The following is a 25,140-nucleotide window of genomic DNA, read 5'->3' on the forward strand; positions in this document are numbered from 1 at the left end:
CCGCAGGAGATCCGATCGTGAGCGACGCGCGTGACGAGGCCTTCGACGTCGCGGTGGTGGGGGCGGGCGCGGCGGGCCTCGCCACCGCCCTCGCCCTGTCCCGCGACGGCATCCGCACGGCGCTCGTCGGCCGGCATGCGCCGGTGGCGGACGGCCGCACCGTGGCCCTTCTCGACGGCTCGGTGCGGCTGCTCAAGGCGCTGGGATGTTGGGAGGCGATCGCGCCCTCTGCCGCGCCCCTGGCCGAGCTGCACCTCATCGACGATACGGGCAGCCTGTTCCGTCCTCCCCCCGCCCGCTTCGTCGCCTCCGAGATCGGGCTCGACGCCTTCGGCTGGAACGTCGAGAGCGCGCGGCTGATCGAGGCGCTGCGGGAGCGCGCCCGGGCCGTGCCCGGCCTCGCGCTCATCGAGCAGGATGCGGCCGGCGCGACCGCCGGCCCCGAGGCGGCGAGCGTGGCGCTTCAGGGCGGCGGCATGGTCTGCGCCCGGCTCATGGTGGCGGCCGACGGCGCGCGCTCGCCCCTGCGCGAGGCGGCCGGGATCCCGGTCAAGCGCTGGGATTATCCGCAGGCGGCCCTCACCACCATCCTCGCGCATGCCCGCGACCACCGCGAGATCTCGACGGAGTTCCACACGCGGAAGGGGCCGTTCACGCTCGTGCCGCTGCCCGGCGGGCGCCGCTCCAGCCTCGTCTGGGTGACGGGCGAGGCTCAGGCCGAGCGCCTGCGGGATCTCGACGATCCCGCCCTCGCGCGGGCGGTCGAGCGGCAGGCCCAGGCGCTCCTCGGACGCATGGCCATCGACGGGCCGCGCGGCGTCGTGCCGATGCGGGGCCTTCTCGCCACCCGCCCGGTCGGCCCGCGGCTCGCCCTGGTGGGCGAGTCGGCCCATGTGTTTCCGCCGATCGGGGCCCAGGGGCTGAATCTCGGCCTGCGCGACGCCGCGTTCCTGCGCGACCTCGTGGTGGAAGCCCGGCACCACGGGCAGGATCCCGGAAGCGACGCGCTGCTCGCCCGCTTCGCCCGGAGCCGGGGCTTCGACGCGCGCCTGCGCACGGCGGCCGTCGACGCGCTCAACCGCAGCCTCCTCTCGGGCCTGCTGCCGGCCGATCTCTTGCGCGGCGCGGGCCTCCTCGCCCTCGCCACCATCGCGCCCCTGCGCCGGGTGGTGATGCGCGAGGGCATCCTGCCGCGCTTCGGCACGCCGCGCCTCATGCAGGCCTGACGCGCGGGCGGTCGTCGGGCATGCGATCTGATCAGTCTACGATTCCGTGATGAAACCGTTGCCGTTGAGAATCGATTGATAGGTCCCGCGCAGACTGGCTTCGGAGACAAGCCCGCTTGGCACGGGTTCCGCAAGGCAAGCGGACGTCACGGGAGTTGAGCGTCATGATGTGGGACGGCCTGGGTCTGTTCTCGGGACCACCGGTCCGTCGCCTCGCAGATGGGGGCGGCGCGGGCGGTGGCTCCAGCCTGTCCGAGGATCCACCCCACCCCGCGCCCCGGCGGCACGCCCGCCGCCCCAAGATCGGCCTCGCGCTCGGCGGCGGCGCGGCCCGCGGCTGGTCCCATATCGGGGCGATTCAGGCGCTCGAGGAGGCCGGCCTGACGATCGACGTCGTGGCCGGCTGCTCGATCGGGGCCGCCGTCGGCGCCTGCTACGCGGGCGGCAAGCTCGGCGAATTGAGGAATTTCGCCCTCTCGCTCACCAAGCGGCGGGTGATGGGCCTGCTCGACTTCCATCTCAGCGGCTCGGGGCTGATCGCGGGCGAGCGCCTGCGCCAGCTGCTGGAGCGCGACCTCGGCGGGCGGCGGATCGAGACTCTCCCGATCACCTTCGCAACCGTGGCGACGGAGCTCGGCACCGGCCACGAGATCTGGCTCACGAAGGGCTGCGTCGTCGAAGCGGTGCGCGCCTCCTACGCGCTGCCGGGCATCTTCGATCCCGTGAAGATCGCGGGCCGCTGGCTGATGGACGGGGCGCTGGTGAACCCGGTGCCGGTGACGGTCGCCCGCGCGCTCGGGGCGGACGTGGTCCTGTGCGTGAACCTCAACGGCGACATCCGCGTCCGCGGCACCGTGATCCAGGCCCATGGGGCGGACGAGAGCGTGGTCGATGCCGCCGCGGCCGAGGCCGTGGAGCAGCTGCCCGCGGCGCCGCGCCGCTGGCCGCGCCTGCGCGGCGTGCGCCAGCCCAAGCCCCGGCTGGACCCGGGCATGCCGGGCGGCATCGCCAGCGTGATGGTGGATGCCTTCAACATCACGCAGGATCGCATCTCGCGCTCGCGCCTTGCGGGCGATCCGCCCGACGTGATGATCAACCCGAAGCTCGCCCAGATGGGCCTGTTCGAGTTCCACCGCGCGGAGGAATGCATCGAGCTCGGGCGGCAGGCCGCCCAGAAGATGCTGCCCGAGATCCACGAGGTGGTGTCGGCCGCAGCCCTGCCGAGCTAGAGCCCGTCCGGCGCTTCGAGAAGCGCCGGACTGAGAACCTCTCCACTTCTCCTGGACACCCTCCAACGGCCGCCCGCCCGGTCAGGCGGTGGCGATGTACTCGCGCAGGGCCTGCTGCTCGGCCTCGACCGAGGCGATGCGGTGCTTGACCACGTCGCCGATCGACACGAGCCCGACGAGGTGCCCCTCCTCCACCACCGGCACGTGGCGGAAACGCCCGTCGGTCATCAGCTCCATCACTTCCTCGATGGCGGTGCTGCGCGTGCAGGTGATGACGCGGCCCGTCATGTAGCGGGAGACTGGGTGTTCCAGAACCGCGCTGCCGCCGCGGGCGATCGCCCGGATCATGTCGCGCTCCGAAATGATGCCGAGCACGGTCAGCCCGGCATCGCTCACCACGAGGGCGCCGATGCCCCGCTCGGCGAGCAGTTCCGCGGCCTCGGCCAGGGTCCGGTGAGGCTGCACCGTCACCACGGTACGGCCCTTCTGAGACAGGATACGCGCAACGCTCATCGCTTCCTCCTCGTCGAGGATCCGGCTGCCCGCGATCCTGCCGAGAACGTGGCTCGCGGGGGCCGATCCGCTGTTCCTGCACGAGTGTGTGATCAACCACGGCAGCTTGCAACTGGACTTCACGTCAGGTCGCGGGATTTGCGCTAGAGAGCGGATTCCGCACCGGCCCTCGCGACCTCCACGTCATGTCTTTGATCTTGAGGTGTTTTCTCCGACGGATCGGCACCCGCTGCGTCGGAGGCTGCTTGCGTCAGCCTCGGCGCGGTTCGAGGAGCGGAAGCAGGAAGAATCCGGCCGCGAAACCGCCGAGATGCGCGTCCCAGGCGATGCTCGCGTCGCTGATGCCGAGCGGTACCGCCAGGAGGCCGAAGAGCAGGTTGGTGACGAACCAGATCCCGAGGAACAGGGCGGCGGCGCGGTTGCGCAGCAGCTCGGACAAGGACTGGAGCCGGGCCGGAACCGGCCGCTGCCAGGGCAGCAGGCCGGGCTGAAGTCCGGGATCCGCCCCGGGCTGGAACACGAAGCGGGTGGCCGCCGCCATGAGGCCGGAGACCCCTGCCGAAGCGCCGACGAGCGGCAGCGTGCTCAGGGGATCGAGAAGGACGTGCAGCGCCCCGCCGACGACCGTCGCCACGAGGGCGATGACGCCGTAGCGCCACGCGCCGCAGCGGCGCGCCACCGGCGTCCCGAAGGCGGCGAGCCACAGGCTGTTGAGCAGGACATGCGCCCAGGACCCGTGCAGCAGGCCGTAGGTGGCGAAGGTCCAGGGGTTCGCCGAGTTCTCGGCGATCAGGTAGCGCGCGAAAGCGGTGCGCGCCTCCACCTCGAGGGCGCTTCCGGGCCATGCGGCGGCGGCCCGCAGCACCTCGTCCGCCCGTGAGGGATCGATCGCCACGGTCCAGCGGGCCGGCACCAGGGCGAGATCCACGAGGAGCGCGATGTCCCAGGTGTCCGGGATCAGCATGCGCACGGCCTGGATCGCGACGAGCAGACCGACCGAGGCCGTGACCACGGCCGGCATGTTGAAGACCGGCACGCGGGGCGGGCGCGGAAGATCGGGAGTGGCATCCATCCGGTCACCGTGGCGGCGCGGCGCCTCGGCCGCAAGCGGGCAGGACGCATGCCCCGTCCGCGCGCAAAAAGAAGGGAGAGCGTTGCCGCTCTCCCTTGATCGGGGCGGTCGGACCGGGTGTAACCCGGCGCGGACGGCGTCCGGACCGTGACGACGCGGGCCGAATCGGCCCCCGCCCCTTGCTGAACCGACCCATAGGGCGGCTGCTGCCGGTGCGCTAGCCCCCCGAGAGTGTTGCACGTCAAAATTATGGCGTTGTGCACCCCCGGCCACGGACCGCACGCGTTAACCTTACGAGAACGTTGCGCTTTCCGGATCCTGAGCGCGGCATAGGCTCTGCTGCATCGAATCACGGCGGGCCGCCATCCACCGGTGGTTACGCCGATCGTTCCCGAAACCGCCAGGACCGCGACCCGGCCTGTGTCACGACGAGACAACATGAAGCATCCGACCAGCGCCCTGCTTCACGCCTACTGGAACGGCCTGCGCGGGGCGCGGGCCGCCCCGGAGCGCGGCGAGATCGAGCCCGGTGAGATCCGCCACATCCTGGCCGACAGCCTGATCCTCGAAGTCGAGCCGGCGCAGCACCATGCGACGGTCCGGCTCGCCGGCACGCGCATCTGCGCCCTGTTCGGGGCCGAGCTGCGCGGGCGGCGCTTCGCCGGCCTCTGGGGCGAGGGCCCGGCGGCGGATCCCTGGCGGCTCATCGAGGTGGTGGTGCAGGAGACCGTGGGCGTCGTCGTCGGCCTCGTGGGCACGACCCGCGAGGGCGACGAGATCGATCTCGAGCTTCTGCTGCTGCCCCTGCGCCACCGCGGCAAGACCCAGGCGCGGGTGATCGGCGCACTCTCGGCGGGCTCCGCGCCGATCTGGCTCGGCCTGCGGCCGCTGACCGCCCTGCGAACCGTATCGCTACGCATCCTCACGAATGCCGAGGGGCCGCCGGAGCCGGACCTCGCGCCGGAGCCTGCCAATGATCGCGAGGAGCCCCGCCGGCCGCGACTGGTCGTGCATCGGGGCGGACGCGCGTGAGCGCCGCCCTCGCGTTTCGTTAAGGGTTTGGGGGTCAGAAGAGGCAGGTTTCGGCCGATGCCTTTCCGGGAATCATCCAGACCATGAGCCACGCTGCGAGTCCCGCCATCTCCCGCGCAGGTCTGCTGGCGGCCCGGGTGGCGGACCGGCGGCGGCACCATCGGGTCGCCATCGCCCTGCTCGGGCGCTACATGCTGGCGGATCGCCGCGAGTATCCCTGCCAGACGGTGGACATCTCGCCCGGCGGCGTGCGGCTGGTCTGCGCCGTGCCCGGCGAGATCGGCGAGCGGGTGGTGATCTACCTGGAGCATCTCGGGCGGCTTGAGGGCACGATCTCGCGCATCCTGCCGGACGGCTTCGCGGTCGCGCTCAGCGCGACGCCGCACAAGCGGGAGAAGATCGCCTCGCAGCTGACCTGGCTTGCGAACCGCGCCAGCCTCGGCCTGCCGGAGGACCGGCGGCACGAGCGCGTGGTGCCGCGGCAGAGCGCGGTGACGCTGCGCCTCGACGACGGCAGCGAGGTCCCCGCGCGCCTGATCGACGTCTCGCTCTCGGGGGCCGCGCTCGCCTGCGACCTGCCGCTCCCGGTGGATTCGCCCCTCCTCATCGGCCGGACCGCCTGCCGGGTGGTGCGCCAGTTCAAGGGCGGGCTCGCGGTGGAATTCCGGCTGCCGCTCTCCCCGGACCGCTTCGACGAGAACCTCGTTCTGTAGGGTGATCGCCCGGACGGGGTTCATACCGACGGTTGATCGCTTGCGTTCTGAAACCTTACAGTGATGCGAATGGGGCTTTTCCCCCACCAAGCAGCCGGTTCGGCGCGTGTTCGATCAAAGCCCTTTCGCCACCATTTGCTGCTTGCAGTGAGGTGATATTCAGAATATCTATATATTCTTGAAATTCTGATTTTTAGAGAAACGCCTGATGCGCCAGTTTTCGACGGTCGAACTGACACAGCAAATCGGAACGGTCACACATATTGCCAGCAAGGAGCCGGTCGTCATCACACAGCATCGCAAGCCTCGTTTTGTGCTCATGAGCATAGAGGACTTTGAGCGGATGCAGGCGCAGGGCAGGCCGCGGCGGGTCTATGGTGTGGGCGAGACGCCGCCTGAGCTGGCCGACCTGCTGGCCACTGAGCTCGAGCGCCGGATCAACGACAAAGCGACCGACTATGACGACTGATCAATTCAAGGAGGGCCATGTCGTCGAATACAGCTATCTCTGGAAATGGCAGGCTGAGCTCGACCGGACCGAGGGCGAGAAGGACCGCCCAGCTTGCGTCGCAATGATGATCAAGGACAGCGTCCGGAATCTGACACATCTTGTGATCCTGCCGATTTCGGGCACCCCACCAAAATCTGACCAGATCGCGATCGAGATTCCCTTGCTGGAGCTGAAGCGCGCTGGGTTGACCGAGGCCAAGCGCGGTTGGATTACAGTTTCAGAGTACAATTACGATATTCTGGAGCGGTCCTGGGATTTTCCGATCAACCGTCCGCCTCTCGGCCGGTTCAGCAGGCCATTCCTTAAGCAGATTCAAAGTGCTGTTCTGCCAACGATCCGCGGCAAAACAGGTCGCGTTGATCGCACCATGTAGCATTTGGACGGGGGCGGTTCGGCCCCCGTGATGATCAAACCCTTCCCTCAAATGCGAGGTGGGTCAACAGCCTGCTGCGTCAGCAGCCAGGGGCGTTGGCATCAGGCGTTGACCGCCCGCCCGGCGCGGGCGATCAGACCGCATGACGACACCCTGGCGCGCGACAATCCTCACCCTGTTCCCGGAGATGTTCCCCGGCCCTCTCGGGCTGTCGCTGTCGGGGGATGCCCTGGCGCGGGGCGCCTGGAGCCTGGAGGCGCGCAACATCCGTGATCATGGGATCGGCCGGCACCGGGCGGTGGACGACACGCCGGCGGGCGGCGGTGCCGGCATGGTGCTGCGCTGCGACGTGCTCGCCGCCGCCATCGACGCCGCGGCCCCGGCGGAGGATCCGCGCCCGCGCCTGCTGATGAGCCCGCGCGGGCGGCCCCTCACCCAGGCGCGCGTCCGGGCGCTCAGCGAAGGGCCGGGCGTCGTGGTGGTCTGCGGGCGGTTCGAGGGGGTGGACGAGCGGGTCATCGAGGGACGCAGGCTGGAGGAGGTCTCGATCGGGGATTATGTCCTCTCGGGCGGCGAACTCGCCGCCCTGGTGCTCATCGACGCCTGCGTGCGGCTGCTCCCGGGCGTGATGGGCAAGATCGCGTCGGGCGAGGAGGAGAGCTTCGAGGGCGGCCTGCTCGAATACCCGCATTACACGCGGCCCCGCGAATGGGAGGGGCGCGCCATCCCGGAAGTCCTGACCGGCGGGAACCATGCGGCCATCGCCCGCTGGCGCGCAGACCAGGCGACCCGGCTGACCCGGGAGCGGCGGCCCGATCTCATCGGCCCGCGCGCGACCGCCGATCGACCTTGAGACAGGTCGCGGGGCCTTGGCGGGGCGCCGGCAGCCGGTCTTTTCGGTGCGCCGGCGCATCGACGTCTCGCGCTCGCGAAGCACCTCCGCTATAGCCGGATTTCATGAAACTGATCACCTCGACGGACGGGCTTGCCGCGACCTGCGCGCAATTTGCCACGCAACCCTTCGTGACCGTCGACACGGAGTTCATGCGTGAGACGACCTATTACCCGAAGCTGTGTCTGATCCAGATCGCGGCGCCGGACGGATCGACGGCACTGGTCGATCCGCTCGCCCCCGCAATCGATCTCACTCCCTTCTTCGCCCTGATGGGCGACGAGCGGGTGCTGAAGGTGTTCCACTCGGCCCGCCAGGATCTGGAGATCATCTGGCTGCAGGGCGGTCTGCTGCCGCAGCCCTTCTTCGACACCCAGGTCGCCGCGATGGTGTGCGGCTACGGCGACTCGGTGTCCTACGAGCAGCTCGTCAACGACGTCGCGAAGGCGAAGATCGACAAGTCCTCGCGCTTCACCGACTGGTCGCGCCGCCCGCTGTCCGAGGCGCAGCTCTCCTATGCCCTCTCGGACGTCACGCACCTGATCAAGGTCTACGAGGCGCTGGCACGCCAGCTTCTCGCCACCGACCGCGGCGCGTGGCTCGACGAGGAGATGGCGGTGCTCACCTCGCCGGAGACCTACCGGGCCGATCCCGACCAGGCGTGGCGGCGCTTGGCCGGCCGGATGCGCAAGGCCCGGGAGATCGCCATCCTGATGGAAGTCGCGGCCTGGCGCGAGCGGGAGGCCCAGAGCCGCAACGTGCCCCGCGGGCGCATCCTCAAGGACGAGGCGGTGCTCGACGTCGCGACGGCGGCGCCCCGCAGCGTCGAGGCCCTGGGCCGGCTGCGCACCATCCCGACCGGGTTCGAGCGCTCCCGCACCGGGGCCGAGATCCTGGCCGCGGTGGAGCGGGGCCTCGCCCGCGACCCGGCCACGATCCCGCTGCCCGAACGCGGCCGTCCGCGCAGCGGCGGCAACGGCGCCCTCGTCGAACTCCTGAAGGTGCTGCTCAAGGCGGTCTGCGAACAGGAGCGGGTGGCGCCCAAGATCATCGCGACGGTGGACGACCTCGAAGCCCTGGCGGATGACGACGAGGCCGACGTGCCGGTGCTGACCGGCTGGCGCCGCCGCCTGTTCGGCGAGAAGGCCCTCGCCCTCAAGGCCGGCCGCATGGCGCTCTCGGCCGAGGGCGGGCGCGTGGTGGTGCGGGATCTCGGCGAGGCCCCGAACGGGTGACAGCCGGCCGGCTCAGGCCCCGTCCCTGCGCCCGCTCGCGGCGCCGTGCACGAGGGCGAGCACGCCCGCCCGGAGCAGGTCATACTTGCTCGGCAGGCCGGGCCCCGCGGGCAGCCGTTTGGCCGCCGCGAGGGTCGCGATGCCATGCGAGAGCGCCCAGACCTCGAGCGCGATGAAGCGCGGATCGACCCCCGAGAACCCCTCCGGGAAGGTCGTCCGCAGCGCCTCGACCAGGAGGGCGAAGGCATCGGCATCGCGCGGCGAGCGGGGCGGATCGCAGGATTCGGCGGCGGGCGGGCGCGCCTCGAAGATGGCGGCGTAGTAGCCCGGCTCCTCCTCGGCGAAGGCCAGATAGGCCTCGCCCATGCGGGTGAAGCGTTCGAGCGGAGTGCCGGGGCCGCGCAGCGCCCGGCCGAGCCGCCCGGCGAGTTCCGCGAAGCCGCGCTCGGCCACCTCCTCCAGCAGGGCCTCGCGCCCCCGGAAATGGCGGTAGAGCGCGGCCGGCGAGACCCCGACCAAGCGCGCGGCATCGACCAGGGTGAAACCGCCCAGGCCCCGCTCGGCGATGAACCGGCGCGCCGCCTCGATCAGGGCCTCCTTCAGGTTGCCGTGATGGTAGCCGCGCCGGTCGGACGGGCCGCTGCGCCAGTGTCGCACCGAAACAGAACTCCACGCGCCGACCGGGAGGGATCCGGCTCCTTACCCCATCTCGGGCCGAAGCGATAACGTTTCGCGAGGGGCGGGTTCACGGGCGGCGCCGCAGGCGGAAGCGGGGCGCGTGGTCGGGCCGTACCGTCACGGTCGCGACGGGCATCACCGGGCGGTCACCGTCGAGGCTGACGACGAAGTCGCGGGCGAGGCGCGCGAGCACCAGGGTCGCCTCCGCCAGGGCGAGCGGCGCGCCGATGCAGACCCGCGGCCCGGCCCCGAAGGGCAGGTAGACGTAGCGGTCCGGCTCCGTCCCGGGGCGCAGGAACCGCTGCGGATCGAAGGCGCCGGGCCGTGCCCACCAGCGCGGGTTGCGGTGCATGACCCAGGTCGGGATCATCACGGTGGCGCCGGCCGGGAGCGCCGCGCCGCAGGTCGCACCGTCGCGCAGCGCCCGGCGGGCGATCATGTAGGCCGGCGGATAGAGGCGGAGCGTCTCCTGGACGACGGCCCGGGCGAGGGAGAGCCGGGGCAGGCTGTCCGCTGCGCTCTCCTCGCCGAGATCGAGCGCCCGGGCCTCCGCCGCCAGCGCGTCCTGCACGGCGGGGGCGCGGGCGAGGAGCGTCGCGGCCCAGAACAGGGTCGAGGCCGTGGTCTCGTGGCCGGCCACGATCATGGTGCCGACCTCGTCGGCGAGGAGCCCGTCCGCCTCGTCATGCGCCGTGCTCAGGAGATCGAACAGGTCGCGCGGCGCCTCCCCGTGCCCCTGAGCCCGGCGCGCCGCGATGATCTCGCCGACGAGCCGCAGCCAGCGGCGGCGAAACAGCGCCCGGCGCGGGGAGGCGGGCGTCGGCCAGCCGGGCGGCAGCAGGAAGTCCGAGACCTGTGGTCGGCCGAGGCCGCCGAGATAGCCTGAGACCATCCGCCGGATCCGCGCCTCGAACGGGCCGGTTTCGAGCGAGAACATCGAGGAGGCCGCGATGTCGAGGCTGAGCCGCTGCATCTCGGCCTGGAGATCGACCGGCGCCCCCCCGGCTGCGTCGAGGCGGCGGATGGAGGCCTCGGTGGCGCGGGCGATATGGCCGGCCATCAGCGGCACGGTGCGCGGGGTGAAGGCGGGCGCGAGCACCCGCCGCTGACGCCGCCATGCCTCCCCCTCCGCGAGCACGAGGCCGCGCCCGGCGATCGGGCCGAGGACGCGCCGCCCGGCCGGCAGCCGCGCGAAGTCCCCCGCCGCGGAGACGAGGACGTGGCGCACCGCCTCCGGCACGCAGAGCAGCACCACGCAGCCGCCGCCGGGCAGCCGCAGGGTCACGGCCGGCTCGTGCAGGCAGGCGCGCGGGAAGGCGTCGAGGGTGTTGCGCCTGAAGGCGCGCAGGAGGCGCAGCGAGCCGACCCGCTCGGCGAGCGGAGGCATCGGCGGGGCGTAAAGCTCGTCTTCGTCCCCAGCCGCGCTCGCGCCCAACCCCATGCCGCCCGTGTCCTTCTGGTGGCGTCCGTTAGAGCCAGGACCGGCCGCAGGAGGGCGGCAGGCCGAGATGCGCGGCCAGAGCCGCGCCGATATCCGCGAAGGTGTCGCGCCGGCCGAGCGGCCCCGGGCGCAGCCCGGGCCCGAAGGACAGCACCGGCACCTGCTCGCGGGTGTGGTCGGTGCCGCTCCAGGTCGGGTCGTTGCCGTGGTCGGCGGTGATCACGCAGAGGTCGCCGGGCGCCAGGCCGGCGCGGATCTCGGGGATGCGGGCATCGAAGCGTTCGAGCGCGGCGGCGTAGCCCGGAACGTCGCGGCGATGGCCGTACTCGGTGTCGAAGTCGACGAGATTGACGAAGACGAGCCCGCCCGGCCCGAGCCCGGACTCCGCAAAGGCGGCGAGCGCCGCGTCGAGGCAGGCCTCGTTGCCGGCGGGCTTCACCTCGCTGCCGGTGCTGCGATGGGCAAAGATGTCCCCGATCTTGCCGACGCTCACCACGGGCCGGCCCGCCGCCACCAGGCGGTCGAGGAGTGTGTCGCTGGGTGGTGGAGTGGCGAAGTCGCGCCGGTTGGCCGTGCGGACGAAGCCGCGGCGCGCATCCCCCGTGAAGGGACGCGCGATCACCCGGCCGATCCGGTAGGGGTCGCAGAGGCGGCGGGCGACGGCGCAGACCGCGGAGAGCCGCTCCAGACCGAACGCCTCCTCGTGCGCGGCGATCTGGAAGACGCTGTCGACGGAAGTGTAGCAGATCGGCTTGCCGGTCCGGACCTGCTCGGCGCCGAGTTCCTCGATGATGGCGGTGCCGGAGGCGTGACAATCGCCCAGGATGCCGGGAAGCCCGGCCTCGGCGATCAGCGCCTGCGTGAGTTCGGGCGGGAAGCTCGGCTCCGTCGCGGGGAAGCGGCCCCAGTCGAAATCGACCGGCACGCCCGCGATCTCCCAATGGCCCGAGACCGTGTCCTTGCCCCGCGCGGTCTCGACCGCGTGCCCCCAGGCGCCCGTGACGCTGCCCGCGGGGGCAAGCCCGGGCGGCATCCGGCCGGTCGCCGCCTCTGCGGCGAGGCCGAGGCCGAGCGCCGCCAGATGCGGCAGGCGGAGCGGCCCCTGCCGCAGCCCCGCGCGGTCGCCCGCGCCGCGGGCGCAGGAAGCGGCGATGTGGCCGACCGTGTCGGCGCCCTCGTCGCCGTAGGACGCGGCGTCCGGCGCCCCCCCGATTCCGACGGAATCGAGTACGATGAGGAGGGCGCGGCTCACTCGCGCACCGCCCCGGCGGGCGCCGCCGCGAGGTCGAAGGCGGCGGCGAAGAGCGCGCGGGTATAGGCCGTCTTCGGCTGCGAGAAGATCGTCTCGGCCTCGCCCTCCTCCACCACCTGCCCGTTCTGCATCACCATCACCCGGTTCGCGAGCGCCCGCACGACCTTGAGGTCGTGGCTGATGAACAGGTAGCCGAGGCCGCGGCGGCGCTGAAGTTCCCGAAGCAGCGCCACGATCTGCGCCTGCACCGACATGTCGAGGGCCGAGGTCGGCTCGTCGAGGACGACGAAGCGGGGATCGAGCGCCATGGCCCGCGCAATGGCGATGCGCTGGCGCTGGCCGCCGGAGAATTCGTGCGGGTAGCGGTCCATCGCGGCCGGATCGAGCCCGACATCCTCGAGGGCGCGGGCGACCACCCGCCGCCGCTCGGCGGCGGAGCGGGCCGTCCGCTGGACCAAGAGCCCCTCCTCGACGATCTCGGCCACCGACATGCGCGGCGAGAGCGACCCGTAGGGGTCCTGGAAGACCACCTGCATCTCGCGCCGCAGCGGGCGCATGGCGCCCTGTGACAGCCCGTCGAGGCGCCGGCCCAGATAGACGATCGGCCCGTCCGAGGCGGTGAGGCGCAGGAGCGCGAGGCCGAGCGTGGTCTTGCCGGAGCCCGACTCGCCGACGACGCCGACCGTCTCGCCGGCCCGCACCCGCACGCGGACGCCGTCCACCGCCTTCACGTGGCCGACCGTGCGGCGCAGCAGGCCGTGCTTGATCGGAAACCACACCCGGATCGGCCCGGCCTCGACCAGGGTCTCGGCCGAGCCGGAGACCGGGTTGCCGCGCCCCTTCGGCTCGGCGGCGAGCAGGCGCTTGGTGTAGTCGTGCCGCGGATCGGCGAAGACCTCGGCGACCGGCCCCGCCTCGACGATGCGGCCCTGCCACATCACGCAGACCCGATCCGCCACGCGCCGCACCACACCGAGATCGTGGGTGATGAACAGCATCGCCATGCCGAGCCGGGCCTTGAGGTCGGCGAGCAGCGCCAGGATCTGGGCCTGGACCGTGACGTCGAGGGCCGTGGTCGGCTCGTCCGCGATGAGGAGGTCGGGCTCGCAGGCGAGCGCCATCGCGATCATCACCCGCTGGCGCTGCCCGCCCGAGAGTTCGTGCGGATAGGCGTTGAGGCGCGATTCGGCGTTGCGGATGCCGACGAGGTTGAGGAGGTCGAGAATCCGCGCCCGCACCTCCCGGTCCGGCACCTTCCGGTGCAGCCGCAGCACCTCGCCGATCTGGTCGGCGATGCGGTGGAGCGGGTTGAGCGAGGTCATCGGCTCCTGGAAGACCATGGTGATGTCGGCGCCGCGCACGGCGCGCATCTCCGGCTCGCGAAGGCTCAGGAGGTCGCGTCCCTTGAACAGGATGCGCCCGTCCGGCGGCGCGGCGGCCCCGTCGAGGAGGCGCAGCACCGAGAGCGCGGTCACCGACTTGCCGGACCCGGACTCGCCCACGAGCGCCACGGTCTCGCCGGGCCTGATCTCGAAGGAGACGCGGTCGACCGCGCGTGTCTCGCGCCCACCCTGGCGGAAGGCGACGGAGAGGTCCTGAACGGAGAGAAGCGCGGCTGTCATCGCCTCGATATGGTCACTCGGATGGGCCTGTATGGGGCGGCCCGCATGACCCGTAACCTGCGACACTCTGCTGCCCGGCGCCAGCCGCATCGACGCCCACGCTCTCGCGCGGACGCGACGGCGCGCTACATCGGCGGCGTGACCCGCACCATCCTCCTCTGCCTGCTCCTCCTCGCCCTCTGCCCGCGCCTAGCCGGCGTGCAGCCTGCCGGCGCGCAAGCCGCGGGCGCCGCCACCGAGACCGTCGAGCAGGCGCTCTGCCGCCTGATCGAGGGCGCCGCGCAGGCGCAATCCCTTCCCGTCGCCTTCCTGACCCGGCTGATCTGGCGCGAGAGCAGCTTCCGCCCGCGCGTGGTGAGCCCGGCGGGAGCGCAGGGCATCGCGCAGTTCATGCCGGGCACCGCCGCCGAGCGGGGTCTCGCCGATCCCTTCGATCCCGAACAGGCGATCCCGCATGCGGCGCGGCTCCTCACCGATCTGCGGCGGCGCTTCGGCAATCTCGGCCTCGCGGCGGCGGCCTATAACGGCGGGCCGGGGCGGGTCTCGGCTTGGCTTGCGGGCGGCGGCGGGCTGCCGGCCGAGACGCGAGCCTACGTCGCCGCGATCACGGGCCGCCCGGCGGAGGATTGGGCCGCCGAGGCCAAGGGCGACCATAAGGGCGACCTGATCGAGCCGCCCGGCACGCGCTGCCTGCAGGTGACGGCGGCTTTGCGCGTGCGGGGCCGCAACGAGACCTATTTCGCCGACAGCACGCCGTCCCTGGCGCCCTGGGGCATCCAGCTTGCCGGAAACTTCTCCAAGGCCGCTGCGCTTGCCGCCTTCGGCCGCGCCCGCGACCGCTATGCGTCGATCCTGGGCGACGTGCGCCCGATGATCATCGGCACCCGCTTCCGCAGCCGAGGCACCCGGGCCTTCTACCGGGTGCGCGTGCCCTCCGAGACCCGGGACGCCGCCGAGGCGCTGTGCAACCGCATCCGCGGCATCGGCGGCGCCTGCCTGGTGCTCAAGACGTAAGGGCTCGATCGAAATCCGGTTGCTGGCTTCGCCATGCGGATGTCGGCTTCGCTCAAGGGGGGGGTGATGAGACGGCCTCCGAAGGGAGCGTTCGCGGACCGGAGCACAGGTTCTCCGCCCGCCCCTTCCCGGATTCTCCGCTCTTCCGGCTCCCTCTTTCCGGGCCCGTTCGGGCCTGCACGACTGCAGCATCAGCGGAATGCGACCCGGGAAAGTGGGAGCGAGCGAGGTGAGGCCGGGCGAGCCGATCCTCGATCGTCTCCGGACGCGCCGCGCAGGCTCGATGATCCGATCCCCGAACCGGATCGTCCGGAAACCGGATCACGCGCCCGCCCGCGCCGCCACCATGCGCTCGCGGGCCGTCTCGAGCGCGAGCGGCGGCGCCTGACGCCCCAGCCTGAGCGCCTCGTCGAGGATCGCGACCGCCTCCGGCCACACGGCGGGCGAGAACAGGGCGGCCGCCTCCGCAGCATCCGCGGCCGAACGGGCGTCGATCTCGGCTGCGAAGGTCGCGGCCCGGCAGGCCGCGGCCGCCCGCGCCCCGCGCACCCAGACGCCGCCGCGCGCCGCCGCATCGGCCACCGCGCCCGCCGCCCAGGCCGCCGAGCGGGCGGCGGCCACCGCCTCCGCAAGGCTTCCCGCCGCGCGGCAGCTTTCGGCCTCTGCCGTCAGCCCGACCTGATGCAGCACGATCGGGAGCAGGCGCCGCACGGTCTCGACCGTGAGATGGGCGGTGCGGGCGGCCTCCATGGCCTCGGCGTCGGCCGAGCCCGACAGGCGCAGCACGAAGGCCATCAGGCGCGGGCGTTCGGCATCCGGCATCGCGTCGTTGAGGCCGAGCGCGTAGGCGGCGAGCGGGCGCGAGAAGCAGGGCGGGCAATCGGCCGAGGAGCGGATCGCCCGGTAGGGCAGCCCGGCCGCGACGATGGCGGCCTCGTTGATGCAGGTGCCGCCGTCCGGCCCCGGGAAGGCGTGGGAGCCCGGCAGCAGCCGCCAGTGGAGGATGTGGTCGAACGCGCCGCGCATGTGGCCTCCGGTACCAAGCCGGATCGCTCGGCCCCGAGCCGCGCGATCCTGCTCTGGATCCTGATCCCCCATTATCATCATCATTCCGCCGAAGCCTGAGAGGTTCCGGCGCATGATGCCTGACGCGGAAGCCTACACCCTTTCGCGCGGGCAGCGAGCCCCGTTCAGGCCCGGCCGGCCACGGGCAGCGACGCGAGGTCCCGCGGGGGCGGCTCGCCGAGGGCGGCGGCCAGGACGGCCTCCAGCCGCATCAGATCCTCCTCCGGATCGGGTTGCCAGCCGCAGCCGCAGGCGGGCCGGTCGCCGTGGAGCGAGGCCACCTGACGGTAGAGGTCGCCGACCGTGCGGGCCGCGGCTTCGAGGGCTGCCATCGGCGGCATCGGGCGCCGCTCCAGCGCCTGCCAGAAGGCCCGGGCGAGCGCTTGCGCGAGCGCGTCCTGGCCGCTCATCGCCCTGCCCTCCCGGCCCCCTCGGCGAACAGCCCGACGAGATGCTCCACACCGACACGGCGCATCGGCCAGCCCTCGCGCAGCAATCCGATGCATCCGTGGATCAGGGTCAAGGCATGCACCATCGCGGGCTCCCTCGCATCTCGAACAGCGGCTGCCGGACGCTCTCCGCCGCGGCCCGGCGGCGATGATCTCGCCCGACGATCAAGACATGCGATGGTTTCTGCCGGCAATCAAGCAGACGAGCAAAGATTGGATCGGTTCAATACTGGCGCATCCATAATCAAATCGGAATCGGAATTATCATGATTCCAATGCGCGGGGCCGGTTGGCAGGAGGGACGCGAGCCGCTAGGGAGCGCTGAAAGCGCAACCCGAGAAGCCGTTCCGATGAGCGACACCCCTCCCGACCGCCTCTGCACCGACCCGAACAGCCCCTACCACGATGCGGCCGCCCTGGAGCGCGGGGTCGGCGTCCGCTTCAAGGGCGTCGAGAAGACGAATGTCGAGGAATATTGCGTGAGCGAGGGCTGGGTGCGGCTCGTGGCGGGCAATGCCCGCGACCGTTTCGGCAACCCGATGACGATCAAGCTCAAGGGGCCGGTCGAGCCGTATTTCCGCGGGCCGCCCCGGTCGGGCGATACCAACGGTCATTGAAAAGGACCGTTGGTTCCGCTCTTGAATTTTCGTCAAGCCTTTGGCTTGGCATCGACAATTCGAGTTGGGTCAACGGCCCGATGCGGTAGCACCTGCTGCGTCAGCAGCCCGGGCCGTTGGTATGAGTTCGCGCAGGGCCGCGAGGTCGAGCCGGCGCGTGGTCATCTGCAGGTTCCCGTCGGCGTCACGGGGCCATTCGGCTTCGGGACGGTCCCAGCAGAGTTCGAGACCGTTGCCGTCCGGGTCGTCGAGATAGAGGGCCTGGCTCACCCCGTGGTCGCTCGCTCCCGTCAGCGGGATGCCGGCCGCGTCGAGGCGGGCGAGCGCGTCCGCCAGCGCTGCACGGGTCGGGTAGAGAATCGCCACGTGGTAGAGGCCGGTCGTGCCCGGCGGCGGGCGCCGGCCGCCCAGGCTCTCCCAGGTGTTGAGCGCGATATGGTGGTGGTAGCCGCCCGCCGAGACGAAGGCGGCCTGGCCGCCGTAGCGCTGCATCAGCGCGAAGCCGAGCACCCCGCAATAGAAGGCGAGCGCCCGGTCGAGGTCGGCGACCTTGAGGTGCACGTGCCCGATGCGCGTGCCCGGATCGATCGGCGCGGAAGTCAGGTCTTCGGTCATCGCGGTCTCCGTCAGGCTCGGCGCGTCAGCGCATGCGCCCCGTTCCCGAGCAGCGCCTGGACCAGCAGGGCGACGGCCCAGAACCCGGCAAACTCCCAGCCGCCGCCCGGGTTCTGCGCGAAGAAGCCGTTGGCGCCGTGCACGGTGACGATCGCGCCGATCAGGATCGGCACCAGGGCGAGCGCGACCCAGCGGGCATAGAGGCCGAGGATCAGGGCGAGGCCGCCGAGCGCCTCCGCGGCGATCACCGCATAGGCGAGAGCCGGGGGCAAGCCGAGTTTGCCGAAGAAGGCCGCGGTGCCGGCGGGCGTGAACACGAGAAGCTTCAGGCCGGCATGGGCCAGGAAGAGGCCGCCGAGGGTGAGCCGCAGCAGCAGGGCGGCATAAGGGGCGGTGCGGGCATCGGTCATCGGGAGAGCTCCAGATTCGTGGCGCCAACCTGCCCTCGCCCGCGGCTGGCGATAATCCGCTATCTTCGCCATTCAGCTCACACCAGCGGAGTGAGATTGGGCGATGCTCGACCGTGTCACCGGCATGCAGGTCTTCGTGCGCGTCGCGGCGCTCGGCAGCTTCTCGGCGGCGGGCCGGGCGCTGCGCCTGTCGCAGACCGGCGTCACGAAGCACGTGGCGGCGCTGGAGGAGCGGCTCGGCACCCGCCTCCTCCACCGCAGCACCCGGCGCCTCACCCTGACGGAGGCAGGGCGCGGCTACCTGGACGCCTGCGAGCGGATCCTCGCCGAGATCGACGAAGCCGAGGCGGCGGCCGGCGCCGAGGCGGTGGAGCCCCGCGGCACGCTCCGGCTCAACGTGCCGCTGTCGTTCGGCGTGCGCGAGATCGCCCCGGCCCTCGCCGATTTCGCGGCGGCCCATCCGGGGCTGCGGATCGATCTCGGGCTCAACGACCGCACCGTCGACCTGATCGAGGAGGGCTGGGACCTTGCGGTACGCATCGGCCGCTTGCGCGATTCGAGCCTCGTCGCCCGCTTCCTGGCACCCTGCCGCCTGCTGGTCTGCGCGGCGCCGGCCTATCTGGAGGCCCACGGCACGCCGCGCCGGCCCGACGACCTCGCGGCCCATAATTGCCTCGGCTACACCCTGGCGAGCGCCGAGGGCTGGCGCTTCGGGGAGCGGGCCTATCCGGTCTCCGGCAACCTGCGCGCCTCGAACGGCGACGCGCTGCTCGCCGCCGCCATCGCCGGCCAGGGGCTGATCTACCAGCCGACCTTCATCGTCTCGGAGGCCCTGCGCGACGGCCGCCTCGTCTCGCTCGATCTCGGCGCCGCGCCGGCCACGCTGCCGATCCATGCCCTGATGCCGCCAGGCCGGCGCCAACCCGCCAAGGTCAGGGCCTGCGTGGATTTCCTGGCGGCGCGGTTCGGGAGCGAGCCGGCCTGGGACCGGGGGCTGCCGGTGCCGCTGGCCGCGGAATAGGACAGGGAGCGGAGTCAGCGTCGAACAGATGGCCATGCCGGAAACGGCATGTCTCCCGCCGGCAGCGCGAGCACTGCGTCTCATGCCGCGGCAACCCGCCTCCCCGGCAGTCTTTCTCGGCTGACGGAACGGCTCCATATTGCCCCCATGCCCGCTCCGAAGAAACCGCGCTCCTCCGCGGCCAAAGCCTCGAAACCCGAGCTGAAGCCGCTGGATCCGTTCCTCGCCGACCTGCTGAACCCGGCCCTCAACCGCGACCGGCTGCCGGCCCCGGAGGCCCCCGCGGCGGAGCCGCGCAGACGCGGGCGGGCGAAGAAGGGCGAGGCGGGCGGGTTCGGCGAGGCGCCGCAGGCGGCCTTCGCGCACGGCACCGTCGCGGATGTCGACCCGGCGCTGGCGCAATCGCTCGGCCTGCGCACGCCCGACGACGGTCCGGATCTCGCCGAGGACAAGCAGACCTCCCTCGCCGCGCAGGGCGTCTCGGCGACCGTCGATGCGCTGACCAAGCTCCTCACCGAGGGCAACCCGCTGTTCAAGCACGGCAAGCCCTGGGTGCCGCACCGGCCGGAGCGGCCGCAGAAGTCGGAGGGCGGCGTGCCCTTCCGGCTGAAATCCGACTTCACCCCGGCGGGCGACCAGCCGAAGGCCATCGCCGACCTCGTCGAAGGGGTGCGCCGCAGCGAGCGCGACCAGGTGCTGCTCGGCGTCACCGGCTCGGGAAAGACCTTCACGATGGCCAAGGTCATCGAGGAGACCCAGCGCCCCGCCCTCATCCTCGCTCCCAACAAGACGCTGGCCGCCCAGCTCTACGGCGAGTTCAAGGCCTTCTTCCCGGACAACGCGGTCGAGTACTTCGTCTCCTACTACGACTACTATCAGCCCGAGGCCTACGTGCCGCGGTCCGACACCTTCATCGAGAAGGAATCGTCGATCAACGAGCAGATCGACCGGATGCGCCACGCGGCGACGCGGGCGCTCCTGGAGCGCGACGACGTCATCATCGTCGCGTCGGTCTCCTGCATCTACGGTATCGGCTCGGTCGAGACCTACACGGCGATGTCGTTCACGGTGACGCTCGGCGAGCGGATCGAGCAGCGCCAGCTCATCGCCGACCTCGTCGCCCTGCAGTACAAGCGCGTCCAGTCCGACTTCGCCCGCGGCACCTTCCGGGTGCGCGGCGACGTGATCGAGCTCTGGCCGGCCCACCTGGAGGATCGCGGCTGGCGCATCGGCCTGTTCGGCGACGAGGTCGAGGCGATCACCGAGTTCGACCCACTCACCGGCAAGACCGTCAACCCGCTGAAATTCGTCAAGATCTACGCCAACAGCCACTACGTGACGCCCCGCCCCACCCTCCAGCAGGCGGTCAAGGGCATCAAGGACGAGCTGAAATGGCGGGTCGAGGAGCTGACCCGGATGGGCCGGCTGATCGAGGCGCAGCGGCTGGAGCAGCGCTGCACCTTCGACCTCGAGATGATCGAGGCGACGGGCTCCTGCAACGGCATCGAGAACTATTCCCGCTATCTCACCGGCCGCAAGCCCGGCGAGCCGCCCCCGACCCTGTTCGAGTACCTGCCGGACAATGCCCTCGTCTTCACGGACGAGAGCCACGTCACGATCTCGCAGATCGGCGGCATGTACCGGGGCGACTTCCGCCGCAAGGCGACGCTGGCCGAGTACGGCTTCCGCCTCCCCTCCTGCCTCGACAACCGGCCGCTGCGGTTCGAGGAGTGGGACGCGATGCGCCCGCAATCGGTCCATGTCTCGGCGACGCCGGCCAAGTGGGAGCTGGAGCAGACGGGCGGCGTCTTCGTCGAGCAGGTGATCCGCCCGACCGGGCTCGTCGACCCGGAGGTGATCATCCGCCCGGCCCGCAGCCAGGTCGACGACCTCCTCGGCGAGGTGAAGGCGGTGGCGCAGGCGGGCTACCGCACGCTGGTGACGACGCTCACCAAGCGCATGGCCGAGGACCTCACCGAGTACCTGCACGAGAACGGCGTGCGGGTGCGCTACATGCATTCGGACATCGACACGCTGGAGCGCATCGAGATCATCCGCGACCTGCGGCTCGGGGCCTTCGACGTGCTGATCGGCATCAACCTCCTGCGCGAGGGCCTCGACATTCCGGAATGCGCGCTGGTCGCGATCCTGGATGCGGACAAGGAGGGCTTCCTGCGCTCCGAGACCTCGCTGATCCAGACGATCGGCCGCGCGGCGCGCAACGCCGAGGGGCGGGTCATCCTGTATGCGGACCAGCGCACCGGCTCGATGGACCGCGCCATCGCCGAGACCGAGCGGCGGCGCGCCAAGCAGCTCGCCTACAATGCCGAGCACGGCATCACGCCCCAGAGCGTGAAGCGCAACATCGCCGACATCCTGGAGAGCGTCTACGAGCGCGACCACGTCCAGGTGGACACCGGCCTCGCCAAGGGCGCGGTGACGGTCGGGCACAATCTCAAGGCCGTGATGGCGGATCTGGAGAAGCGCATGCGCGCCGCCGCCGCCGACCTCGACTTCGAGGAGGCCGCGCGGCTGCGCGACGAGCTGAAGCGCCTGCAGGCGACCGAGCTCGCCATCGCGGACGACCCGATGGCCCGCCAGGAGGAGGTGGAGGATCAGGCCGGCCGCTACGGTGCCAAGGGGGGACGGCGCCGCGACGGCCGCAACGCGGATCTGCCGCCCGGCAAGGGCCGCTCGGACGAAGGCACCCGCATCCGCAAGCCGACCCTCGACGAGATGGGCCCAGGCACGGATCGGGAGATCCCGATCTTCGTCGAGCGGCCGGCCGCCCGCTCGACGCAGGGCTTCCCGGGGCAGCGGCCGAAATACAAGGGCCGCAAGGGGCGGGGGTGAGAACGCCCCCGTGATTGACCGGGTTGCGGTCGGCCCCGCGGCGCTCAGGATGAAGCGCGGGAAGCGCAAGAACCCCTCCCCGTGCGAGAGAGGGGCAGGGGTGAGGGTCCCGGACCGTTCCGCAATATGGCTGAAACGGCGGTGCTGGCAGCGGGCCGGTTCAGTCGTCTTGCTGAACCACCTGGGCCCTCACGTGGGATCTTCGATCCCCATACCCCTCTCCCGCACGGGAGAGGGGATCCCGCGGTTCCCGCGCCCTCTCGTTTCCGAACAGATCAACCGGAAACCGCATCAATCCACCGCCGCCCCCATCAGCTCGGCCTGGGTGAAGCGCTGCTGCTCCTCCATCACCAGCCCGGCGAGTTCGCGCTTGAGGGCGTTGAACTCCGCCGAGGCCGTGTCGCGCGGGCGCGGCAGCGACACGGCGATGTCCCGCTTCAGGCGGCCCGGCCGGTAGGTCATCACCAGGATCCGGTCGGCGAGGTAGATCGCCTCCTCGATCGAGTGGGTCACGAAGACGATGGTCTTGCGGTACTCCGCCCAGATCCGCAGCAGCTCGTCCTGGAGCGTGCGCCGGGTGAGCGCATCGAGCGCGCCGAAGGGCTCGTCCATCAGCATCACGGGCGGGTCGAGCGCCAGGATGCGGGCGATGGCGACGCGCTGGCGCATGCCGCCGGACAGATCCTTCGGGAAGCGGCCCCGGAAATCCGAGAGGCCGAGCGTGCCGGTGATGCGCGCCACGATGGCCTCGGCCTCGCGGCGCGGCACGCCCTTGATGTCGAGGCCGAAGCGCACGTTCTGCTCGACGGTCATCCAGGGAAACAGGGCGTATTCCTGGAAGACCATGCCGCGGTCGGGGCCGGGCTCGGTCACCGGGCGACCGCCCACGCGGATGGTGCCGCCGGTGAGCGGCGCGAAACCCGCGACGGCGTTGAGGAGCGTGGACTTGCCGCAGCCCGAGGGGCCGAGCAGGCACACGAACTGGCCCTCGGGGATGGTGGCGGTGACGTCCTCCAGCGCCACCACGGCGCGGTCGCCCGCACCGAACACCTTGGAGGCCTGCGCGATCGCGATCTCGGCGGAATCCCGGCTCATGCGCGTCACCGCTCCAGGCCGCGATGCCAGCGCAGCAGATGGTCGTTCAGCCGCGACATCGCCGAATCGATCAGGAGGCCGAGGAGCCCGATGGTCAGCATGCCGCCGATGATCTTGTCCGACCACATGTACTCGCGCGCCTCCAGGATGCGGTAGCCGAGCCCGTCCGACACCGCGATCATCTCCGCCACGATCACCACGATGAAGGCGGTGCCGATGCCGATCCGCATGCCCGCGAGCACGAAGGGGCTCGCCGCCGGCAGGATCACGCGGCGGAACAGGGTCCAGGGCCCGGCCCCGAGATTGCGGGCCGCCCGGATGTAGATGGAATCGACCTGCCGCACCCCCGCGACCGTGTTGACGAGGACCGGGAAGAAGGTGCCGATGGCGATCAGGAACAGGGCCGGCGGGTTGCCGAGGCCGAACCACACGATGGCGAGCGGGATATAGGCGATCGGCGGGATCGGCCGCAGGATCTGGAGCAGCGGATTGACCAGGCCGTAGAGCCGGTCGCTGGTGCCCATCAGCAGCCCCACGGGTAGCGCGAGCGCGACGCCGATCGCGAAGCCCGCGATCACCCGCCCGAGGCTCGCCACCGCGTCGTGCGGCAGCTCGCCCGAGAACAGCCATTCGGCGTAGCTCTGGGTCTGCGGATCGTGGGGCAGCGCCGGAATCAGGCTGTGGAACCAGCGCACCGCGACGGCGCTCGGCGGTGGCAGCACCACGGCCGAGAACAGGCCCGCGCGGCTGGCGAGTTCCCAGACGAGAAGGAGCCCGACGGGCAGCAGCGCGCCGCGCAGGGCCGAGAGGCGGGTCACGACGGATGTTCGGGGAATCATCGTGGAATCATGGTGTTTCGGAGGTGGCACAGGAAGCGCGGGGCTCCCCTCTCCCGAGTGGGAGAGGGGCAGGCGATCGAAGATCGCGCGTGAGGGTGCTACGCTTCAGAACAAAGCACTGAGCGCCGCGCTGACAGCGGCACGGTTCAGGCTTCTTGCGGAACCGTCTCCACCCTCACGTGGGATCTTCGATCCCCATACCCCTCTCCCACTCGGGAGAGGGGTTCCCCGCGCTTCACACGGCAGGCGTCAGTTCGTCTTCGTCCCGAGTTCCGCCTTCGCCTTCTCGAGCAGATCAAGCTTCACCCACTCCGCATCGCTCTTCGGCGGATTCATCATCTTGCCGAGCCCGTATTTGTGCATCAGGTCGGCCGTGACCTGCATGTGGTTCGCTGGCATGTCGTACGTGAAGGCGGCATTCGCCATCGCGTCCTTGTAGTCCTGCGACGAGAGCTGGCCCTTGAAGACCTGCTCGCGGACGTACTTTTCCGCGAGATCCGGCTTCTCGATGAAGGTCTTGGTCGCCTCGACGAAAAGCTTCAGCACCCGGGCGGCGACATCGGGCCGCTCGGTGTACATCTTCTCGGTCATGACGAGCGGGCGGTAGGGAACCCCGACCGGCGTGTCGTAGGGCTTGACGATCTCGTAGCCCCAGCCGGCGGACAGCGCCTGGGTCGATTGCGGCTCGCTCTGGCAGATCACGTCGACGTATTTCTGCGCCAGCGCCTGATTCAGATCGGCGTAGTTGTTGAAATAGACGAGCTGCACGTCCTTGCCGGGCCGCTCGGACCAGCTCAGGCCGTTCTTCTCCAATTCCGCAAGCAGCATCAGATCCTGGGTTCCGCCGCGGACCACCGCGACCTTCCTGCCCTTCACGTCGGCCAGGGTCTTGGCGCCGAGGTCCGGCCGGCCGAGGATGCGCACGCCGCCATTGGCGAAGCCTGCCACGACGAACAGCTTGACGCCGTTGCCGCGCGCCGCGATCGCCCCGTCCGCGCCGGAGGCCGAGATGTCGATCTGGTCGACCGCCATGGCCGGGTAGATGTCGGCGCCCTTGGCGAAGACCTTCTCGTCGATGCGGATGCCGTATTTCGGCGCGATCTCCTTCATGTAGGAGATGGCGCCATAATGGGCGAACTTGAGGTTGCCGAGGCGGACCACGTCCTCGGCGGCGGCCGGCCCGGCCCAGACCGCGATGGCGGCGGCCAGGGCCGCGAGGCGCTTCAACATTCGTCACTCCCGTTCGCGTCTGGCCGGGCTCTGGCGGCGCCGGCTCGTTGGCGCGGGATACTGGACAAAGGTCGGGCTCGCGGGAAGACGGTTCCTGCTCGACGGGATAAGACTTTAGACTCGCGGATTGCGGAGGGAGGCCA

Annotated in this window: 26 protein-coding genes; 12 read left to right on the forward strand and 14 right to left on the reverse strand. The window is 71.1% G+C overall.

Translation table 11 applies throughout. The features are described 5' to 3' along the window. Positions 1-17: 17 nt before the first annotated feature. Positions 18-1,226 (forward strand): UbiH/UbiF family hydroxylase, encoded by a 1,209-nt coding sequence (locus tag MNOD_RS24180; protein ID WP_015931586.1) that lies wholly within the window; start codon positions 18-20, stop codon positions 1,224-1,226. Positions 1,227-1,390: 164 nt separating this feature from the next. Further along, a complete protein-coding gene (locus MNOD_RS24185; protein WP_015931587.1) occupies positions 1,391-2,455 on the forward strand; it encodes a patatin-like phospholipase family protein in 1,065 nt (354 codons plus the stop codon). A gap of 81 nt (positions 2,456-2,536) precedes the next feature. On the opposite strand, the gene MNOD_RS24190 is transcribed toward MNOD_RS24185, so the two are convergent. Both MNOD_RS24190 and MNOD_RS24195 read right to left on the reverse strand, forming a co-directional pair. Beyond that, positions 2,537-2,968: a CBS domain-containing protein gene (locus MNOD_RS24190; RefSeq protein WP_015931588.1), complete on the reverse strand. Its 432-nt coding sequence runs from the start codon at positions 2,966-2,968 to the stop codon at positions 2,537-2,539. Positions 2,969-3,218: 250 nt separating this feature from the next. After that, a complete protein-coding gene (locus MNOD_RS24195; RefSeq protein WP_015931589.1) occupies positions 3,219-4,040 on the reverse strand; it encodes a rhomboid family intramembrane serine protease in 822 nt (273 codons plus the stop codon). A 438-nt stretch (positions 4,041-4,478) separates the two neighbouring features. Between MNOD_RS24195 and MNOD_RS24200 the strand changes: the two genes are divergently transcribed. The 6 genes from MNOD_RS24200 (at position 4,479) to rnd (ending at position 8,796) form a co-directional block, all read left to right on the forward strand. Next, the gene (locus tag MNOD_RS24200) at positions 4,479-5,072 is read left to right on the forward strand and encodes a PAS domain-containing protein (RefSeq protein WP_015931590.1); all 594 of its coding nucleotides are present in this window, start codon (positions 4,479-4,481) and stop codon (positions 5,070-5,072) included. Positions 5,073-5,155: 83 nt separating this feature from the next. Then, positions 5,156-5,785, forward strand: coding sequence for a PilZ domain-containing protein (locus MNOD_RS24205; RefSeq protein ID WP_015931591.1), 630 nt, complete (start codon positions 5,156-5,158; stop codon positions 5,783-5,785). 208 nt (positions 5,786-5,993) lie between these two features. Continuing rightward, the gene (locus MNOD_RS24210) at positions 5,994-6,254 is read left to right on the forward strand and encodes a type II toxin-antitoxin system prevent-host-death family antitoxin (protein WP_015931592.1); all 261 of its coding nucleotides are present in this window, start codon (positions 5,994-5,996) and stop codon (positions 6,252-6,254) included. After that, positions 6,244-6,669 (forward strand): hypothetical protein, encoded by a 426-nt coding sequence (locus MNOD_RS24215; protein ID WP_015931593.1) that lies wholly within the window; start codon positions 6,244-6,246, stop codon positions 6,667-6,669. Before MNOD_RS24210 ends, MNOD_RS24215 begins: the two co-directional genes overlap by 11 nt. Before the next feature lie 142 nt (positions 6,670-6,811). Continuing rightward, complete coding sequence (gene trmD, locus MNOD_RS24220) at positions 6,812-7,522, forward strand: tRNA (guanosine(37)-N1)-methyltransferase TrmD (protein WP_015931594.1); 711 nt, start codon at positions 6,812-6,814, stop codon at positions 7,520-7,522. 104 nt (positions 7,523-7,626) lie between these two features. Next, entirely contained in the window at positions 7,627-8,796 is a 1,170-nt protein-coding gene (gene rnd / locus MNOD_RS24225) for a ribonuclease D (protein WP_015931595.1), read from the forward strand. Between the two features lie 12 nt (positions 8,797-8,808). Here rnd and MNOD_RS24230 read toward each other — a convergent pair whose 3' ends face one another. The 4 genes from MNOD_RS24230 to MNOD_RS24245 all read right to left on the reverse strand — a co-directional run bounded on the left by MNOD_RS24230 (position 8,809) and on the right by MNOD_RS24245 (position 13,789). Next, complete coding sequence (locus MNOD_RS24230; RefSeq protein WP_015931596.1) at positions 8,809-9,453, reverse strand: TetR/AcrR family transcriptional regulator; 645 nt, start codon at positions 9,451-9,453, stop codon at positions 8,809-8,811. Between the two features lie 88 nt (positions 9,454-9,541). Next, positions 9,542-10,861, reverse strand: a complete 1,320-nt coding sequence (locus tag MNOD_RS24235) for a cytochrome P450 (RefSeq protein ID WP_043749336.1) — start codon at positions 10,859-10,861, stop codon at positions 9,542-9,544. An 82-nt stretch (positions 10,862-10,943) separates the two neighbouring features. After that, positions 10,944-12,167 carry a phosphopentomutase gene (locus MNOD_RS24240; RefSeq protein WP_015931598.1) on the reverse strand — a complete coding sequence of 408 codons (1,224 nt, stop codon included), beginning with the start codon at positions 12,165-12,167 and terminating at the stop codon, positions 10,944-10,946. After that, positions 12,164-13,789, reverse strand: coding sequence for an ABC transporter ATP-binding protein (locus tag MNOD_RS24245; protein WP_043749339.1), 1,626 nt, complete (start codon positions 13,787-13,789; stop codon positions 12,164-12,166). The genes MNOD_RS24240 and MNOD_RS24245 overlap by 4 nt, the downstream gene beginning before the upstream one ends. Before the next feature lie 138 nt (positions 13,790-13,927). Here MNOD_RS24245 and MNOD_RS24250 point away from each other — a divergent pair, with 138 nt between their 5' ends. Next, the gene (locus tag MNOD_RS24250; RefSeq protein ID WP_015931600.1) at positions 13,928-14,803 is read left to right on the forward strand and encodes a lytic transglycosylase domain-containing protein; all 876 of its coding nucleotides are present in this window, start codon (positions 13,928-13,930) and stop codon (positions 14,801-14,803) included. Positions 14,804-15,124: 321 nt separating this feature from the next. Here the strand turns inward: MNOD_RS24250 and MNOD_RS24255 are convergent, their stop codons facing one another. From MNOD_RS24255 to MNOD_RS50070, 3 genes are all read right to left on the reverse strand, one after another. Next, on the reverse strand, positions 15,125-15,829 hold the full coding sequence (locus MNOD_RS24255; RefSeq protein WP_015931601.1) for a hypothetical protein: 705 nt from the start codon (positions 15,827-15,829) through the stop codon (positions 15,125-15,127). Between the two features lie 164 nt (positions 15,830-15,993). Next, complete coding sequence (locus MNOD_RS24260) at positions 15,994-16,278, reverse strand: hypothetical protein (RefSeq protein WP_015931602.1); 285 nt, start codon at positions 16,276-16,278, stop codon at positions 15,994-15,996. Then, complete coding sequence (locus MNOD_RS50070) at positions 16,275-16,403, reverse strand: hypothetical protein (protein ID WP_015931603.1); 129 nt, start codon at positions 16,401-16,403, stop codon at positions 16,275-16,277. The genes MNOD_RS24260 and MNOD_RS50070 overlap by 4 nt, the downstream gene beginning before the upstream one ends. Before the next feature lie 264 nt (positions 16,404-16,667). On the opposite strand from MNOD_RS50070, the gene MNOD_RS24265 reads away from it, so the two are divergent. Further along, positions 16,668-16,934: a DUF3297 family protein gene (locus MNOD_RS24265; protein WP_015931604.1), complete on the forward strand. Its 267-nt coding sequence runs from the start codon at positions 16,668-16,670 to the stop codon at positions 16,932-16,934. 69 nt (positions 16,935-17,003) lie between these two features. Here MNOD_RS24265 and MNOD_RS24270 read toward each other — a convergent pair whose 3' ends face one another. Further along, a complete protein-coding gene (locus MNOD_RS24270; protein ID WP_015931605.1) occupies positions 17,004-17,549 on the reverse strand; it encodes a VOC family protein in 546 nt (181 codons plus the stop codon). Between the two features lie 11 nt (positions 17,550-17,560). After that, a complete protein-coding gene (locus MNOD_RS24275) occupies positions 17,561-17,959 on the reverse strand; it encodes a DoxX family protein (RefSeq protein ID WP_015931606.1) in 399 nt (132 codons plus the stop codon). Positions 17,960-18,062: 103 nt separating this feature from the next. On the opposite strand from MNOD_RS24275, the gene MNOD_RS24280 reads away from it, so the two are divergent. Continuing rightward, positions 18,063-18,980: a LysR family transcriptional regulator gene (locus MNOD_RS24280; RefSeq protein ID WP_015931607.1), complete on the forward strand. Its 918-nt coding sequence runs from the start codon at positions 18,063-18,065 to the stop codon at positions 18,978-18,980. Between the two features lie 147 nt (positions 18,981-19,127). Beyond that, positions 19,128-21,833 (forward strand): excinuclease ABC subunit UvrB, encoded by a 2,706-nt coding sequence (gene uvrB / locus MNOD_RS24285; RefSeq protein ID WP_043749343.1) that lies wholly within the window; start codon positions 19,128-19,130, stop codon positions 21,831-21,833. A 291-nt stretch (positions 21,834-22,124) separates the two neighbouring features. Here uvrB and MNOD_RS24290 read toward each other — a convergent pair whose 3' ends face one another. The 3 genes from MNOD_RS24290 to MNOD_RS24300 all read right to left on the reverse strand — a co-directional run bounded on the left by MNOD_RS24290 (position 22,125) and on the right by MNOD_RS24300 (position 24,997). Continuing rightward, positions 22,125-22,928: an ABC transporter ATP-binding protein gene (locus MNOD_RS24290; RefSeq protein WP_015931609.1), complete on the reverse strand. Its 804-nt coding sequence runs from the start codon at positions 22,926-22,928 to the stop codon at positions 22,125-22,127. Positions 22,929-22,933: 5 nt separating this feature from the next. Next, on the reverse strand, positions 22,934-23,767 hold the full coding sequence (locus MNOD_RS24295; protein ID WP_015931610.1) for an ABC transporter permease: 834 nt from the start codon (positions 23,765-23,767) through the stop codon (positions 22,934-22,936). Between the two features lie 249 nt (positions 23,768-24,016). After that, entirely contained in the window at positions 24,017-24,997 is a 981-nt protein-coding gene (locus tag MNOD_RS24300) for an ABC transporter substrate-binding protein (RefSeq protein WP_015931611.1), read from the reverse strand. Positions 24,998-25,140 lie beyond the last annotated feature (143 nt).

This window comes from Methylobacterium nodulans ORS 2060 (genome assembly GCF_000022085.1).
Lineage (GTDB): Bacteria > Pseudomonadota > Alphaproteobacteria > Rhizobiales > Beijerinckiaceae > Methylobacterium > Methylobacterium nodulans.